Raw genomic sequence first — 14724 nt, forward strand, 5'->3', positions numbered from 1 at the left:
AGCCTTACTATGAGCCGCTCTCATTGTTACTTAAAACGCCCATCCTTACTATGAACGGTTCTCATTGTTACTTAAAACGCCCAGCCTTACTATGAGCCGCTCTCATTGTTACTTAGAACCCCCAGCCTTACTATGAGCCGCTCTCATTGTTACTTAAGACGCCCAGCCTTACTATGAGCCGCCCTCATTGTTACTTAGAACGGCCAGCCTTACTATGAACGACCCTCATTGTTACTTAGAACCCCCAGCCTTACTATGAGCCGCTCTCATTGTTACACAAACATAAAATCCCGGTACATCCACATGGATGCACCGGGATTTCTACTATATATTAGTCTTCTACTTTAGTTAACAGTTTCGGACCTTCGCTCGTTACTATAATTGTGTGTTCTTTTTGTGCAACATAGCTGCCGTCTTTTGTTTCAAATGCCCAATCGTCTTTACCATCTGTAACAATTGTCGCTTTAGATGATACGAATGGTTCTACGGCAATAACCATTCCTTCTTTAAGGATTGTTCTGTCTGTCGGGTCGTAATAGTTCATAATGTGCTGCGGCTGATCGTGCAGACTTTTCCCGATTCCGTGTCCTGTTAAGTTTTTAATAACTGTCAGACCGTTCTGGCGTGCTGTGTTAAATACGGCACGGCCGATTTGACTCACTTTCGCACCCGGCTTGATTTTCTTCAGTGCTTCTTCGAAAGCCATTTCAGTTACGTCGATTACTTTCTGTTTTAACGGATCATCATTTTCTCCTGCGATAAATGAAATTCCTGTATCTGAATAGTAACCGTCTTTTACAGCTGATACGTCAACGTTAACAATGTCGCCGTCTTTAATTACACGTTTGCCTGGAATACCGTGTGCAACTTCTTCGTTAATACTGATACATGTGTATCCCGGGAAGTCATACTCACTGATAGGTGCACTTTTAGCTCCGTATTCTTCAAGCAGTTTTCCTGCGAAGTCATCAAGCTCTTTTGTCGTCATACCAACTTTGGCATGTTCAACTGTAGCTTTTAATACGCGCCCGCAAATCTGCCCGATTTCTTCTAATTTTTGCAATTCTTCTTGTGTTTTTACTATCATTTTTTATACCTTCTTACTTTTAGTCTTATTTAACAGTATAACAAAGTTACTGCATTATAAAATCATATATCGTCATATTTCTGTAGAGACGCTCTTCTATACTGGATACTGTGACACCGATTAATCGAATCGGTACGTCCTGTTCTTTTACTTCATGATACAGATTATACGCATAATGATAAATGTCTTCACCTTTAAAGACCGGATCCATCGTCATCATCTGTTTTGAATGTGTTTCAAAGTCACCGGTTTTTATCTTCACGGTAACGACTCTGCCTGCAAGCTGTCTGTCGTCGAGACGTATTCCGACTTTATTGGACAGGTCTTCCAGCACACCAAGTATTTCTTTGTCGTCGTTCCGATCATAGTTGAATGTTGTTTCTTTCCCTACCGATTTCCGTTCACGCTGCACGGTCAGTTCATTTGTACCGATTCCCCGAGCTTTGTTATATAAACTCTCGCCGCGTTTACCGAATTTCAGTATTAAATCATTTTTGCTTATATCATATAAATCTTTACCATTTTTTATACCGAGCCCGAGCATTTTCTCTTCAGTGACTTTACCGACACCCGGGAATTTACAGATTGGCAGTGCATGAAGTATTTCCAGCACATTGTCGTAATGAATCACTGTCGTTGCTTTCGGTTTGTTCATTCCTGAAGCTATTTTTGCTAGATACTTATTATATGAAATACCGCTGCTCGATGTCAGTCCGGTTTTTTCAAAAATATCACTCTGAATGGATAATGCAATTTCTCTTGAAGACGTTTCTTTGCTGACGAGTTCTGTAATATCCAGGTAAGCTTCATCCAGGCTCAGCGGTTCGATTAATTCCGTATAGCTCAAAAATATTTCCCTGATCTGTGCGGAAATTTCCTTGTACCGTTCAAAGCGCGGATGTACAAATATTCCATCGGGGCACAGTTTATGAGCCGTTTTCGTCGGCATCGCCGAGTGCACACCGAACTTGCGGGCTTCGTAGCTCGCTGTCGCAACGACACCTCTGTTAAATGAACGTCCGCCGACAATAACCGGCTTACCTTTCAGTTCAGGGTTGTCATGCTGTTCCACCTGGGCATAAAATGCGTCCATATCTATATGAATGATTCGTTTTTCCATCGTCTTCACCCATATTTATTATATCAAATAACGAACACACGTTCTACACATTAGACTGTCTGTTCTTTTCTTTCGTAAAGGCTCATGCCGACTTCCGTATCCACAGCATATGAAAGGTGCTTATGCTTCATAATTAAATACAGATAATAGAAATCACCTGCACATGCCCCTGTATGCAGTGCAATGTAGTATTTATAAGCCGGGTTCGGCAGCATAAACATCATTGCCAGCATAATCCCTGTAATAATTACGAACGGCATCACGATGATGATAAAGAACTGTCCTCTTGAATACACGGTTCCAGGTGATGTCGCGTAAGCCATACCTGCTTTAAATCCGAACTTCACTTTGCCTCCGGGATTAAAAATTTTAAAAAACAGACCGTGAATTGCTTCGTGAACAATGATAATAATAAAGAAAAGTGCGATAATGAAAAATACTGCACCGACGATGCCAAACTGTTCTCTGCCGGCAAGTGCACTGCCTGTCGGTTTAATAACTAACCCTTCAAGCAGATACAACATTGTAAATGTACCGATTATTGCCAGGATTTGAATCCATGATATGCTTTTCAGTGCAGATTTATTTTCAAAAATATTCAACTCGAGCTTGTCCATGTACATGCCTCTTTCATATTCATCTGTAATAAACATATCATAATTATAACAGCCATTACACAGGAGTGATTTAATGAATATAACGATTATCGGCGGCGGGCTTGCCGGAGCATCGGCCGGCTATCACCTCGTCAAACTCGGAAACAATGTCACAATATACGACCGTGCTGATAAAGGTCAGGCAACTTTTGCTTCAGCAGGCATTATATGCCCCTGGGTCAGCCAGCGCCGCAACAAAAAGTGGTACCGCCTTGTTACTGCGAGCGCTCATTATTATCCGGAGTTCATCAGCATACTGGAACAAGAAACCGGCATGTCGACGGGTTATAAAAACAGCGGTGCAATTTGTCTGTTCAAGGAAAATATCTTCGACAAAGCAACGAAGCGCATCAGCGATAAAGGGATTGATAATCCGGATGTCGGTGAAGTCAGGCAGCTGACAAAAGATGAGCTGTCAGCAATGCATCCTTCTATTACGACAGAATATCCGGCACTGATTGTCGAAGGCGGCGGTCAGGTTCGCGGTCGCAAGCTGCTTGCTGCGTTAAAAGAAGCATTCATTCAGCACGGCGGTTCGTGGAAAAACGAATCATATAATGAGAACAGCGATGTAAATTCACTTAAAATTTATACGACCGGCGCCTGGGGTACCGAGCAGAAGTATAAACCTGAAATTGCCCACCAGCGCGCAGAAATCATGCACTTCAGATTAAAAAATCAGGAAAATCTTCAGTCGCCTGTCGTTATGGCACTTGGACCGACTTATATCGTTCATCTTGAAAAAGATGAGTACGTTATCGGTACGACACATATCGATACGGATTCTTTTGATACTTCACCTACTGAAGAAAGTTATAATTACCTGCGCGAAGAGCTATATAAATACTTCCAGCCGGAAGATGTTGAAATTACCGAAATGGGTGTCGGATTAAAACCGTACACACGCGATTTCCTGCCGTTTATCGGTTACGTTGATGACAATACTTTTGTCGTTAACGGCATGGGATCCACCGGACTGACAGCGAGCCCTTACGTCGGACAGCAAGTTGCACGTCTGATAAGCGGTCTGCCTGCTGAACTCGATTTCGATGACTACAATTATATTGAACCGCAAAATTAAAAAAGACTCCCGAAAGGAAGTCTTTTTTATACGAAGAAATTAATCATTGCGTAAATATAGTACAGGAATAAAATGATATTAACAATCAGAACACCAAGCCACATTTTATCTTTTCTGTACCTGTAGTTAATATAGCTGAATACTGTTCCCAGCGATGTCAGGAGTACATTTAAAATCCAGACGATTGATTCGTCCATAAAAAGAGGCAGCAATAACACCAGTGCCGGAATCGCCACACAAAATATTCTTAACATATACTGCCTCCTCACGTTATTTATTATTTTCAATTTTACAATATTTAAATTATTTATACAAAACTTACGCCGGCTGCTACCAGTTTCTATGAAGAATCCGGGCAATATGATAATCTTCCCGTTTATATAATTTATACATAAAATACATTAATATAAGCATTCCCGCTTCAATATCTGAAACATCTTCAACAAATATTTTGTGATCGTTCATTGAACCGATTAAACTATCTTCCCGGTGCATCGTTAAAGTAATCTCTTTGTCATCTTTAAATACATAAGGTGTTTCAAGTACATTCCCGTCTGCCCTGAAGTTCATAAAATTATGAAGTTTACGTTCTTTAAAGGTAAATCGTTTCCCCATATATTCAACTGTATATTTTGCCACGTTTAAATCTTTAAATCTTCTTCTCTGAAGACCGAGCAAAATTTCAGTACCGTTAGCGTGCTGAAAACCGTAAGTATTTTTCTCATCACAGCCTGATATCGTCGTAGCGAAAACATCCCCGACAATGTTATTATTACTATCTAAAATCGTTACACCCTGATGCTGTTCCTCGTCGATAACTTTGGCATATAACTGCTGCACAAAACACCCTCCTGTCACACATACTCCATTTCTTTTATTTTACCATAATCTATATTGAAAAGAGTATCCTCATAAATGAAGATACCCTTAATCAGCATGATGTATTCTTAGTTTAAAATTAAATCTGTCAGCTCAGATGCTTCCATTTTGCCGAAATAATGATTTAAGTCAAATGCATTCAGCGTTTCATTTAAGTCTTCCCTGACCACTCTCGTGCCTTTCAGCGCCTCTTCAACTTCACTTATATTACCCTGTCCGAAAAAGTCTCCATAAATAGAACACCGGTCAATTCTGCCGCCTTCGATTTCCAGTGAAATATCTACTGTTCCTGCCGATAAACGTCCGTCTCTGTTATATGAGTAACGTGGTGATTTACCGTAGTTCCAGTCCCAGTTCTTATATTTCTCTTCTACAAGCTTGTCGATCTGTGTCCAGTCTTCATCAGTCAGCTCATAGCGTTTTGCATCTTTAACATCATCAATCGACAGAAATTCTTTAATGATTAAATCCTTGAATTCGTCCGTAGTCAAATTTTTATATTCAGGTGCAAGATGTTCACGTAATGTTGTCACTCTGCTTTGAACTGATTTGATTCCTTTGGATTCAATCTTTTTGCGGTTCGGATTCAGCACTGCAACCATCGCTTCAACGTTAATATCAAGAAGCAGCGAGAAACCGCCGTACACACGGCCGTTCGACATTGTCATTGCACCGCCGGATACTTTCTTACCATCGATCACGAGGTCATTCCTTCCGCTCTGTTCAACATTCGTGACTCCCAGATTGTTCAATGCTTTAATAACAGGCTCATACATTTTTTTATAATCGCCGTATACGCCGGTATCTTCAGGAACGAGGAAACATACATTAACCGCGCCGTCATCGACTAAAATTGCACCGCCTCCGGTATCTCTTCTGACGAGCAGAATGTTATTATCTTCAAGATAATCCTGATTTACTTCTGATACTGCATTCTGGAAACGGCCGATTTCAACTTTCGGCTCACAGTAGTACGGGAAAATAATTCCTTCATCCAAAAAGATATTGTTCTGAACATAAACCTGCATTGCAAGCGCGTATGCTCCGTCTGTAATATATTCGCCATTGCGGAATGGTTCGATTAAATACATCTCAGTCATCCTTTACCAGTTAATTTTTATGTGCATTTAAAATAGTTTCACCGATATCTTCTGTTAAAAACACTGTCTGGGATTTAATCGCTTCCGGAATCCGGTAAGTCTTCTGATTCATCGTCACAAACAGCGCGTTTTCATTCTGACGGGTCTGACGCCAGAACGGATGCTTTATAAACTGCGGCGTTGTATGACCGACACCAATTTCAAGATACATCACTTTGCCTTCCTGATGCTCTTTTAAAAATGCATTATAGTCATCCCGCTGCGCATTGAATTTCTCATCTTCAACCATGCCTTTTTCTGCTGTACGCTTGTTCTTTTCCATCGGCGCACCGCATTTCGGACAGTATGGTATAAGTTCTGATGGAATTTCCATGTTCTGCTGCTCGCTTGCCATTTTACGCATCAGCTCGTCATCGCGATACGTTTCATCGTGACAGAAATCCGAGCACTGCATTCTGACATACTCCCCCTGGTAATACAGTACTTTATCCATATTATAATCCGCTGCGTAAAATGCATTATCCGCGTTCGTCGTAATGACGTGATACGGCTTTTCTTCAATCATTTCTTTCAATGCAATATATGCTTCTCCTGCCGGCTGATCCAAATAGTTCAGCACTATAAAGCGGCTTTGAAACGCCCAGTACTCTTCCAATGTCGGGAATTTAAACAGGCTCGCCTGCAGCATATCAAACCAATTATACTTTTCGATAAAATCCGGGAAATTATTTTTAAAACGATCTCCGATATAAGTGAAACCGTCAGCTGCCGACATTCCGGCACCGATACCGACAACTACTGCATCTGCTTCGTCGATAAGGCCTCTCAGGATTTCACTCTCCGGTGCATTCTGTTTCAGTGTTTTCCAAGCATTCATGCGAATACAACCTCTCTTAAGTCAAAAGATTTTCATAAATTTCTAAATCATCAGTACCGAACACATTAAATACAACATTGATTGCAGATCCGGATTCCTGTAAATACTTTTTCACAGTTTCTGCGGCAACTGCTGCGGCTTCCTTTTTAGGATAACCGAACACCCCGGTTGAAATGCTGCAGAATGCAATTGATTGAATGTTGTTTTTATCAGCAAGTTCCAAACAGCTTCTGTAGCATTTTGAAAGCAGATCCTGTTTCATCAGTGACACTCTGCTGTCCTGCACTACCGGTCCGACTGTATGAATAATATAATCCGAAGGCAGGTTGTAAGCGGAAGTTATTTTCGCTCTGCCGACCGCTTCTTTTCTGCCCTGCTTATTCATAATGTCAGCACATTCAAGACGGAGCTGTGCGCCTGCTTTCGTATGGATAATATTGTCGATGCAATTATGATTCGGGATCAGACAGCCGAGCATCTCAGCATTCGCCGCATTGACGATTGCTTCAATTTTCAGCGTCGTAATATCTCCCTGCCATATGTAAAGCTGATTCTGTACAGGCTGGAGGGATTTAAATTCAGTCACGTCTTCGGCGTTATACTCCGATAAAAAAGCATCCTGCACATCGAGAAACTCCCTGCTTACTTTAACTGCAGGCCGTTCATTGGCAAGTCCGCGAAATACTTTAAACCGTTTTTCAAAGGTGTCGGGCACCGACTGTTTTACTTTTTGTTCCTGCTGCATGTACGAAATTAAAAAATGCAGTCTGTCTGTCTGAGTCATCATTTATTATCACCCAATTCCAAAAAAAGGCTCACACCCTATGTAAATACATATGAATGCAAGCCTTTAAATATAAATTTTGCTTTTAATTAAGCATCAGCAAGCGCATTGAACTCTGCTTCGTCCACACCGGTAAGTTTAACTACCCAGCTCTCTTCAGCTTTTGCCGAGTTTAAGAGTGTCGGCTCGTCTGTTGCTTTATCGTTAACAGCAACGATTTTACCTGCCAGCGGCGATGCAAGGTCAAGAACTGTTTTAGAGGCTTCAAGTTCAAGCAGTGAATCATTTTTAGCTACTTCTTCAGCTTTGGTAAATTCTACAAATCCAACAGTACCGATATCGTCCTGTAATTCCGGAGTCATGATAAGCGTGTACTCCCCGCCATTTTTTTCAACCCATAAATAGTTAGCAACTTTTTTCATTGTTATCCTTCTTTCTGTTCTTTTAATTGAAATTCTGATGATATTAAATCCAGCGCACGCTGTCTGTTTTCTGCACCCGGCATCAGCGGAATCAGGAGCAGCTCATCTGCATCGAATGTTTCCGCCAGTGTTTCCAGCTGTTTCTTTACGCTTTTAGCATTACCAACGACCATACGCGAACGGTTAGCAGACAGCTTTTGAAGTTCTTCTACAGTATAAGTGTATTTCTTTGCAGTTTCAACCGATGGGAAGCGTTCAAATTCACTGAAATTCATTTTTCCGAGAAGCCATAAATCAAGCGCTTTGGCGAGTTCTTTTGCTTCTTCGTCTGTATCGGCAGTAACTACAAAAGGCGAGACCATGATGAGAGGTTTCTGCATGACCGGTGACGGTATAAATTTCTCTCTGTACACACGGGCCGCTTCCTGTCCGACAGCTGTCTTATCTTTCGAAGCATGAGGAAACAGACCGAATGTATAACCGATGCCCTGACGTGCAGCCAGTTCGGCTGTACGGACGCTCGTGCTGAGCACCCACATTTCCGGGTTTGTCTCCCCTGTCGGGTTTGCAGTTACTTCATTAAACCGGTGTTCTTCATCATCAGTGTTCGAGACGTATTTTTTTATATCGCTGATATTTTCTTCATACCGCTGTTTGCGCGGACGCATTTCGTTCATCGATCTGTTTACAGCAGGTGTTCCAAGTGTATTGCCAATCCCGAGATCCACTCTGCCGGGATATAAGTTTTCCATCACTCTGAAGTTCTCTGCAACTTTCAGAGGACTGTAATGAGGAATCATGACGCCGCCCGAACCAAGTTTAATCGATGTGGTCTTCCCCAGAATGTGCATCATCATCATTTCCGGACTGCTGCTGGCAAATGCACGCACATCATGATGTTCCGCCATCCAGAACCTGTGGAAACCGAGCTTCTCCGCCCGCTCTGCAAGGGTGACACTTTCATTCAATGCATCGGCCGGTGACTGTCCTTCATCTATTACGGCATAATCCAATACGTTTAATTTAACCATCTGCACATATCCTTTACCGCTCATTATAATTCAAAAGCATACTCATTATATCGGTGTTAATTTTTATCGTCAATGTAATTGCAATAATATTAAAATAATTCGGTATATCAACTGATTGACAATATTTTTATAGATTGCTACTTTGAAAGTAACGATAAAAAGAACGTACATATTAAGGAGCAGCATGATGAATAAAAAATACTCGCCTTTATTTGAACCCTTACTTTTACCGAACGGCATCGAACTGTCAAACCGTTTTGTTCTGTCGCCGATGATTACTAACTCGTCAACAATCGACGGCTATGTCACAGAAGAAGATGAACTGTATCATGCCCGCCGTGCATCATCAGCACCGATTCAGGTGACAGGCGCCGCATATATCGAACCGTACGGCCAGCTGTTTGAATACGGCTTCAGCGTTGCGAATGACCGCGCAGTGCCGGGGCTTAAAAAACTGGCCAAAGCGATGAAAAAAGACGGAGCCAAAGCGATACTACAGCTGACACATGCCGGCCGATTTTCAAATCAGGCCATACTGGATCTCGGCGTCGTTTACGGACCGAGTTTTATGGAACTCAATACACCCGTAAAGCACCAGGTGCTGCCGATGACAAAACGTAAAATAGATACCGTTATTCAGCAGTATGCAGATGCAGCGGGACGTGCAATCGAAGCAGGCTTTGACGGTGTTGAAGTATCGGCTGCACAGCGTCTTTTGATCCAGACATTTTTCTCGAAATTTTCAAACGAACGTGATGATGAATACGGTGCAGGCTCATTGGAAAACCGTTCCCGCTTCGGCCTTGAAGTAATTAAAGCAGTCAGCGATGTAATTAAAAAAGAAGCGCCGGAAGACTTTATTTTCGGATTCAGAGGCACGCCCGAAGAAACACGCGGTGAAGACGTCGGCTACAGTGTGGATGAATTTTTACAGTTCATCGACTGGGCCCGGGAAATAACAGACATTCACTATATAGCGATCGCAAGCTGGGGACGCAATATTTATCAGAATGAAGTACGTGCTAAAGGACCGCATCAGGGAGAACCTGTGAACAAAGTCGTATATGACCACGTTAAAGGTAAAATTCCGATGATGGCAACAGGCGGTATAAATACACCGGATAAAGCGCTGGAAGCATTGGTATATGCAGACATGGTCGGTGCATCGAGCCCGTTCATTACAGAACCGGACTTCGTGCCTAAACTGCGCGACGGCCGTGAAGATGACATTGATTTGCAGTTCACGATTGAAGACCTCGATGATTTAAAAATACCGAAAGCTGCGTTTAAAGATATCGTCCGTATGATGGATTACGGCGAAGGACTGCCTAAAGAAACACGCGATGAACTGCGCAGACTGGCGGATGAAGTATAATATTTTTTAAGCTCGGTGGACTGTGTTCTTTTGACATTGTCCACCCGTTTTTTGTTTGTATACCACGTAATATAATTGAACATGTGCTATTCAGGGTAATAGAGAAAAGACAACATTTTGAGGAGGATTATTTTGAATAATGAACAGCTTGTATTAGCAAAACGTCCGGATGGTCTCCCGGGTGATGATGTTTTCAGATTTGAGGAGACTGATGTAAAAAAACCGGGTGAAAATGAACTGGTTATTGAGAGTATTTATATATCAGTCGATCCATATATGCGCGGCCGCATGAATGATGCGAAATCTTATGCGAAACCTTTTAATATAGATGAACCATTAAACGGACATGTCCTTGGCAGAGTTATTCAGTCGAATGCAGACAGTTTTAAAGAAAATGATGTCGTGACAGGACATCTGCCATGGAAAAAATATAATACTATCCCTGCCGAAAGTGTACAGAAAGTCGCATCAACGGACGTTCCGCTTCACTTATATTTAAGTACACTCGGTATGCCGGGCCACACTGCTTACGGCGGTCTGTTAAATATCGGCAAACCGCAGCCTGGTGAAACTGTTGTTGTATCAGCCGCTTCAGGTGCAGTCGGCTCGGTCGTTGGTCAGATAGCAAAAATTAAAGGTGCCAAAGTTGTCGGTATTGCCGGCGGTCCGAAAAAAGTGAAGTACCTGACTGAAGAATTAGGTTTTGACGCGGGCGTCGATTATAAAGCAGATGACTTCAAGGAAAAATTAGCTGAAGCTTTAACTGACGGTGTTGATGTTTACTTTGAAAACGTCGGCGGCACTGTTTCGGATGAAGTATTTAAATATCTTAACCGCTTTGCGAGAATTCCTGTCTGCGGCACAATCTCTTCATACAACAGTAAAGAAGATAACGGTCCGCGTGTTCAGGGACAGCTTGTTAAATCCCAGGTGCTTATGCAGGGCTTCCTCGTAGCCCAGTTCGCCGATGATGCTGAAGAAACGAGCAGGCAGCTCGCACAGTGGATTCAGGAAGGTAAAATTAAATCCGAAGTATCCATTGCTGACGGATTCGATAAACTTCCTGAGGCATTTAGGAATCTCTTTACCGGAAATAATTTCGGCAAACAGATTGTTAAAGTTTCGGATGCATTAGATTAATATAACAAGAAGCCGTTTGGAGACTTTATCAGTCTTCAAACGGCTTCTTTATTTTAAAAAATTAAGTTTAATATTCTGCCATAATAAGATTTGAATAAAGCATGATATTCAAATTCATAAACTTCTTCCCCTGAATACAGAATTTCGTAAACTATATTTTTATCTTCAATTTCAAAATTAGTATTTAAAAAACCATTTTTCTCATAAAATTGTTTTCTTTTAAATCTCTGCTCATAATTATCAGCAGAACGATCCACTTTTTCTATATTTAAAAGTAAACGTTTGTCTGTGTAAATTTCTTTCAAGTGCTGTAATACTATGCTCCCGTAACCTTTAGACTGCTGTGACGGTTCAATAGCAAGATAAAACACATAAACAATATCTTTATAATATGTTAAGTACAGGAAGCCGATATACTCACTCTCATCATATATCGCAAATAAATCACAATTTTTCTTTTTTGATTTATATATCAAAAGCCAAAAAGGAACACGTTCATATTTAGGGAATGCTTCTAGATATAAGTCTTTAACCTTTAGCAATTCATTAGTTTTATCCAAATGAATTAAATTAATCACTTTATTAATCACCTTTCACTTGTAATCCCGGTAATACTAAAATTTCTATTTTGTTTTAACCAGCAAACTCACTACTTCAACGTGTACAGTGTGCGGGAATAAGTCCACCGGCTGTACTTCTTTCAATTCATAACCGAATTCACGCAGCCATGTAATATCTTCCGCGAATGTTTCCGGATTACATGATACGTATATCACTCTGTCTGTTTCCAGTCTTGCGATACGGCGCATTACTTTGCCGCCTGCGCCTGAACGCGGCGGATCCAGCATCAGTAAGTCCGGAATGCCCCATGTTTCAAGAATTTCATCCATACCGTGCCGTGCGTCTTTTGCAAGGAAGTAAGTATTATCAATACCGTTATCCGTTGCATTGCGTTTCGCTGATTCTATAGATGATTCCACAATTTCAATCCCTGCAAGTTCTTTCACTTTTGCTGCAAAAGGCAGTGAGAATGTTCCTACACCGCAAAACAGATCGATCATACGCTCATGTTCTTTCGCATCAGCCATTTCAATTGCCAGTTCAACAAGTTTTTCCGCCTGTGTCGGATTCGTCTGGAAGAATGTATCGAACCACGTGCGGTATTTATAACCGTACATTACATCGTGAATATAGTCTCTGCCGAATAGCAGGTGTGTGTCTTCGGACTGCGTACGGTCTGCAATATCTGTATTAACCATCCACATTAAACTCTTCAGGTTATCAAATTGTGCAGTCAGTTCTTCAACAAGTTCATCGATTAACGGCTTTAACTCGCCTTCCGGTTTGTCAGTCGCAAATACTGCCAGCATCATTTCTCCTGTTTCCTGAGAACGTCTGACCATTAAGTGACGAAGCAGTCCATCGTGATTTTCTTTGTCATAACCAGGGAGTTCATGTTTTCCTGCCCATTTAGAAACAACAAGCATCGCGTCAACCATTTCATTGTTCGCAATTAAGCACGTATCAAGATCGATAATTTTACGGAAGTTCCCCAGTTCGTGCATGCCGAGTTCACCGTTTTTACCAAATGTAAATTCCATCTTGTTGCGGTACTCAAACGGATTGTTTTCCATACCAATCGCATCTTTAACTACAGAAGTATCGAACTGATTCTTGTTAAGCTCGCGCTTAACAAAATCAGTTTTTTCCTTGAGCTGAGCTTCATAACTCCAGTGCTGCCATACACAGCCGCCGCACATTTCAAAGTGCGGACATGGCGGTGTCACTCTGTCAGGATTTGCAGATACAATTTCTTTAGGCAGCACATTCGCACGTTTTCTCGTCGGATTCGGCACATCGATTGTGACCGTTTCCCCTCTTAACGTCTGCGGTACAGCCAGATTTAACTTGCGGGGTTTGTGTCCGCCATGGTCACGCAGTGCATAACCGCGGCCTGAACCCTTTTTATCCAGGTCATCTATCTTTATCGTAAATGTTTCTATATGATCATTATTAATATTAGCCACTTTTATCTCCTCACACATCTATATCGTTCATACAATTTTACTTATTGTCATGAATTGTTGCAAGCTAAAATGACAAAAGCACCATTACCGGGAATTCAGTAATGGTGCCGAATATTTAGTACATCAGTTTTTTGTTTTTATTTTTCAGACGCTGGTTATGTGATGACACCATCGCAAACTGGTCCGCCTTCGGATCAATGTACGTTTTTGCATTGTTCACCGCATTGACTGCATCGGCATATGCACCTGCTATAAGGTTTACTTTCCCTGAATATCTGATACAGTCTCCTGCTGCGAATATACCCGGTACATTCGTCAGACCTGTCGGCGCTGCTTTTACGAAGAAATCATTTTCAAGGTCAAGACCGAGATTATTCTCTCTGAACAGCAGATTTTCCTGGTCATAGCCGTGATTCACAATCAGTTCATCGTAAGCGTCATTCGTAATATCACCTGTCTGGTTATTGGTAATCTCAACGTACTCCATCAGCTCTCCGCCGCTGATTCCGGTAACCTCGGACTGAGTCATTATTTTAACACCGTTTCTTTCCAGTCTTGTAACATCTGCTTCATGTGCTGTTAAATCATCACCGCGGTAAATAATATGTATTTCACGCGCAATCGGCGACAGATCATTTGCCCAGTCAACCGCTGAGTAACTGCCGCCTGTAATGAGTATTTTCTTATCAATAAAACGTTGAATGTCCGGCACTGCATAGTGCAGATTTTTGTTTTCAAACAGATGTGCATTTTCCACATTCAGCTTAACAGGTTTAATCATTCCCCCGCCGCCAATCGTTATAATGACACTTTTCGAATAGTGTTTACCGCCTTCAGACGTTTCAACCGTAAAATATTCATCATTTTCTTTTTGAATATTTGTCACGATTGTATTCAGCACGACTTCCGGCTCAAACGTCAGTCCCTGTGCAATCGATTTTTCAATCAGCTGTCCTGCAGGGAGCGGCTCAGTTCCGCCGATGTCCCAAATCATTTTCTGCGGATAAAGATGCACTTTTCCGCCTAGCTTATCCTGCCCGTCGATAATTTTCGTTTTCATCTCACGCAGTCCTGCGTAAAATGCACTGAACAATCCGGCAGGTCCCCCGCCGATTACCGTGACATCATATATGTTTTCCGTCATC

The 14724-nt window shown here is 41.7% G+C and carries 16 protein-coding genes; 3 read left to right on the forward strand and 13 right to left on the reverse strand.

Going from position 1 to position 14724, the window contains the following annotated elements:
• Window positions 1–331: 331 nt before the first annotated feature.
• The 3 genes from map to HNR41_RS10295 are packed head-to-tail and all read right to left on the reverse strand — an operon-like array spanning window position 332 to window position 2860.
• Window positions 332–1087: a type I methionyl aminopeptidase gene (gene map, locus HNR41_RS10285; protein WP_184284383.1), complete on the reverse strand. Its 756-nt coding sequence runs from the start codon at window positions 1085–1087 to the stop codon at window positions 332–334.
• 46 nt (window positions 1088–1133) lie between these two features.
• Entirely contained in the window at window positions 1134–2207 is a 1074-nt protein-coding gene (dinB, locus tag HNR41_RS10290; RefSeq protein WP_184284384.1) for a DNA polymerase IV, read from the reverse strand.
• Between the two features lie 50 nt (window positions 2208–2257).
• Window positions 2258–2860 carry a DUF3267 domain-containing protein gene (locus HNR41_RS10295; RefSeq protein WP_229715005.1) on the reverse strand — a complete coding sequence of 201 codons (603 nt, stop codon included), beginning with the start codon at window positions 2858–2860 and terminating at the stop codon, window positions 2258–2260.
• Window positions 2861–2897: 37 nt separating this feature from the next.
• Between HNR41_RS10295 and HNR41_RS10300 the strand changes: the two genes are divergently transcribed.
• Window positions 2898–3944 carry an NAD(P)/FAD-dependent oxidoreductase gene (locus tag HNR41_RS10300; protein WP_184284386.1) on the forward strand — a complete coding sequence of 349 codons (1047 nt, stop codon included), beginning with the start codon at window positions 2898–2900 and terminating at the stop codon, window positions 3942–3944.
• Window positions 3945–3970: 26 nt separating this feature from the next.
• Here HNR41_RS10300 and HNR41_RS10305 read toward each other — a convergent pair whose 3' ends face one another.
• From HNR41_RS10305 to HNR41_RS10335, 7 genes are all read right to left on the reverse strand, one after another.
• Window positions 3971–4198, reverse strand: a complete 228-nt coding sequence (locus HNR41_RS10305; RefSeq protein WP_184284388.1) for a hypothetical protein — start codon at window positions 4196–4198, stop codon at window positions 3971–3973.
• A gap of 76 nt (window positions 4199–4274) precedes the next feature.
• Window positions 4275–4784 carry a hypothetical protein gene (locus HNR41_RS10310; RefSeq protein WP_184284390.1) on the reverse strand — a complete coding sequence of 170 codons (510 nt, stop codon included), beginning with the start codon at window positions 4782–4784 and terminating at the stop codon, window positions 4275–4277.
• A 107-nt stretch (window positions 4785–4891) separates the two neighbouring features.
• Window positions 4892–5914: a lipoate--protein ligase gene (gene lplA, locus HNR41_RS10315; protein ID WP_184284392.1), complete on the reverse strand. Its 1023-nt coding sequence runs from the start codon at window positions 5912–5914 to the stop codon at window positions 4892–4894.
• Between the two features lie 19 nt (window positions 5915–5933).
• Window positions 5934–6800: an SIR2 family NAD-dependent protein deacylase gene (locus HNR41_RS10320; protein ID WP_184284394.1), complete on the reverse strand. Its 867-nt coding sequence runs from the start codon at window positions 6798–6800 to the stop codon at window positions 5934–5936.
• Window positions 6801–6816: 16 nt separating this feature from the next.
• Window positions 6817–7584 carry a protein-ADP-ribose hydrolase gene (locus HNR41_RS10325; RefSeq protein ID WP_184284707.1) on the reverse strand — a complete coding sequence of 256 codons (768 nt, stop codon included), beginning with the start codon at window positions 7582–7584 and terminating at the stop codon, window positions 6817–6819.
• Between the two features lie 89 nt (window positions 7585–7673).
• Window positions 7674–8006: a glycine cleavage system H family protein gene (locus HNR41_RS10330; protein ID WP_184284396.1), complete on the reverse strand. Its 333-nt coding sequence runs from the start codon at window positions 8004–8006 to the stop codon at window positions 7674–7676.
• A gap of 2 nt (window positions 8007–8008) precedes the next feature.
• A complete protein-coding gene (locus HNR41_RS10335) occupies window positions 8009–9061 on the reverse strand; it encodes an LLM class flavin-dependent oxidoreductase (protein ID WP_229715004.1) in 1053 nt (350 codons plus the stop codon).
• Window positions 9062–9224: 163 nt separating this feature from the next.
• On the opposite strand from HNR41_RS10335, the gene HNR41_RS10340 reads away from it, so the two are divergent.
• Together HNR41_RS10340 and HNR41_RS10345 are read left to right on the forward strand one after the other, a co-directional pair.
• The gene (locus tag HNR41_RS10340) at window positions 9225–10412 is read left to right on the forward strand and encodes an NADH-dependent flavin oxidoreductase (RefSeq protein ID WP_184284711.1); all 1188 of its coding nucleotides are present in this window, start codon (window positions 9225–9227) and stop codon (window positions 10410–10412) included.
• A 132-nt stretch (window positions 10413–10544) separates the two neighbouring features.
• Window positions 10545–11552 (forward strand): NADP-dependent oxidoreductase, encoded by a 1008-nt coding sequence (locus tag HNR41_RS10345; RefSeq protein ID WP_184284398.1) that lies wholly within the window; start codon window positions 10545–10547, stop codon window positions 11550–11552.
• Window positions 11553–11605: 53 nt separating this feature from the next.
• Here HNR41_RS10345 and HNR41_RS10350 read toward each other — a convergent pair whose 3' ends face one another.
• The 3 genes from HNR41_RS10350 to HNR41_RS10360 form a co-directional block, all read right to left on the reverse strand.
• Window positions 11606–12130, reverse strand: a complete 525-nt coding sequence (locus HNR41_RS10350) for a GNAT family N-acetyltransferase (RefSeq protein WP_184284400.1) — start codon at window positions 12128–12130, stop codon at window positions 11606–11608.
• A gap of 45 nt (window positions 12131–12175) precedes the next feature.
• Window positions 12176–13570: a 23S rRNA (uracil(1939)-C(5))-methyltransferase RlmD gene (gene rlmD, locus HNR41_RS10355; RefSeq protein ID WP_229715007.1), complete on the reverse strand. Its 1395-nt coding sequence runs from the start codon at window positions 13568–13570 to the stop codon at window positions 12176–12178.
• Window positions 13571–13694: 124 nt separating this feature from the next.
• Window positions 13695–14723 (reverse strand): NAD(P)/FAD-dependent oxidoreductase, encoded by a 1029-nt coding sequence (locus HNR41_RS10360; RefSeq protein WP_184284404.1) that lies wholly within the window; start codon window positions 14721–14723, stop codon window positions 13695–13697.
• Between the last annotated feature and the right edge of the window lies 1 nt (window position 14724).

It is taken from the genome of Jeotgalicoccus coquinae (assembly GCF_014207425.1).
GTDB classification, from domain to species: Bacteria; Bacillota; Bacilli; order Staphylococcales; family Salinicoccaceae; genus Jeotgalicoccus; species Jeotgalicoccus coquinae.

Excerpts from the sequence above, each read along its gene's own strand:
- map (WP_184284383.1), bottom strand. The coding sequence starts at position 1,087 with ATGATAGTAAAAACACAAGAAGAATTGCAAAAATTAGAAGAAATCGGG.
- dinB (WP_184284384.1), bottom strand. The coding sequence starts at position 2,207 with ATGGAAAAACGAATCATTCATATAGATATGGACGCATTTTATGCCCAG.
- HNR41_RS10295 (WP_229715005.1), bottom strand. The coding sequence starts at position 2,860 with ATGTTTATTACAGATGAATATGAAAGAGGCATGTACATGGACAAGCTC.
- HNR41_RS10300 (WP_184284386.1), top strand. The coding sequence starts at position 2,898 with ATGAATATAACGATTATCGGCGGCGGGCTTGCCGGAGCATCGGCCGGC.
- HNR41_RS10305 (WP_184284388.1), bottom strand. The coding sequence starts at position 4,198 with ATGTTAAGAATATTTTGTGTGGCGATTCCGGCACTGGTGTTATTGCTG.
- lplA (WP_184284392.1), bottom strand. The coding sequence starts at position 5,914 with ATGTATTTAATCGAACCATTCCGCAATGGCGAATATATTACAGACGGA.
- HNR41_RS10320 (WP_184284394.1), bottom strand. The coding sequence starts at position 6,800 with ATGAATGCTTGGAAAACACTGAAACAGAATGCACCGGAGAGTGAAATC.
- HNR41_RS10325 (WP_184284707.1), bottom strand. The coding sequence starts at position 7,584 with ATGACTCAGACAGACAGACTGCATTTTTTAATTTCGTACATGCAGCAG.
- HNR41_RS10330 (WP_184284396.1), bottom strand. The coding sequence starts at position 8,006 with ATGAAAAAAGTTGCTAACTATTTATGGGTTGAAAAAAATGGCGGGGAG.
- HNR41_RS10335 (WP_229715004.1), bottom strand. The coding sequence starts at position 9,061 with ATGAGCGGTAAAGGATATGTGCAGATGGTTAAATTAAACGTATTGGAT.
- HNR41_RS10340 (WP_184284711.1), top strand. The coding sequence starts at position 9,225 with ATGAATAAAAAATACTCGCCTTTATTTGAACCCTTACTTTTACCGAAC.
- HNR41_RS10360 (WP_184284404.1), bottom strand. The coding sequence starts at position 14,723 with ATGACGGAAAACATATATGATGTCACGGTAATCGGCGGGGGACCTGCC.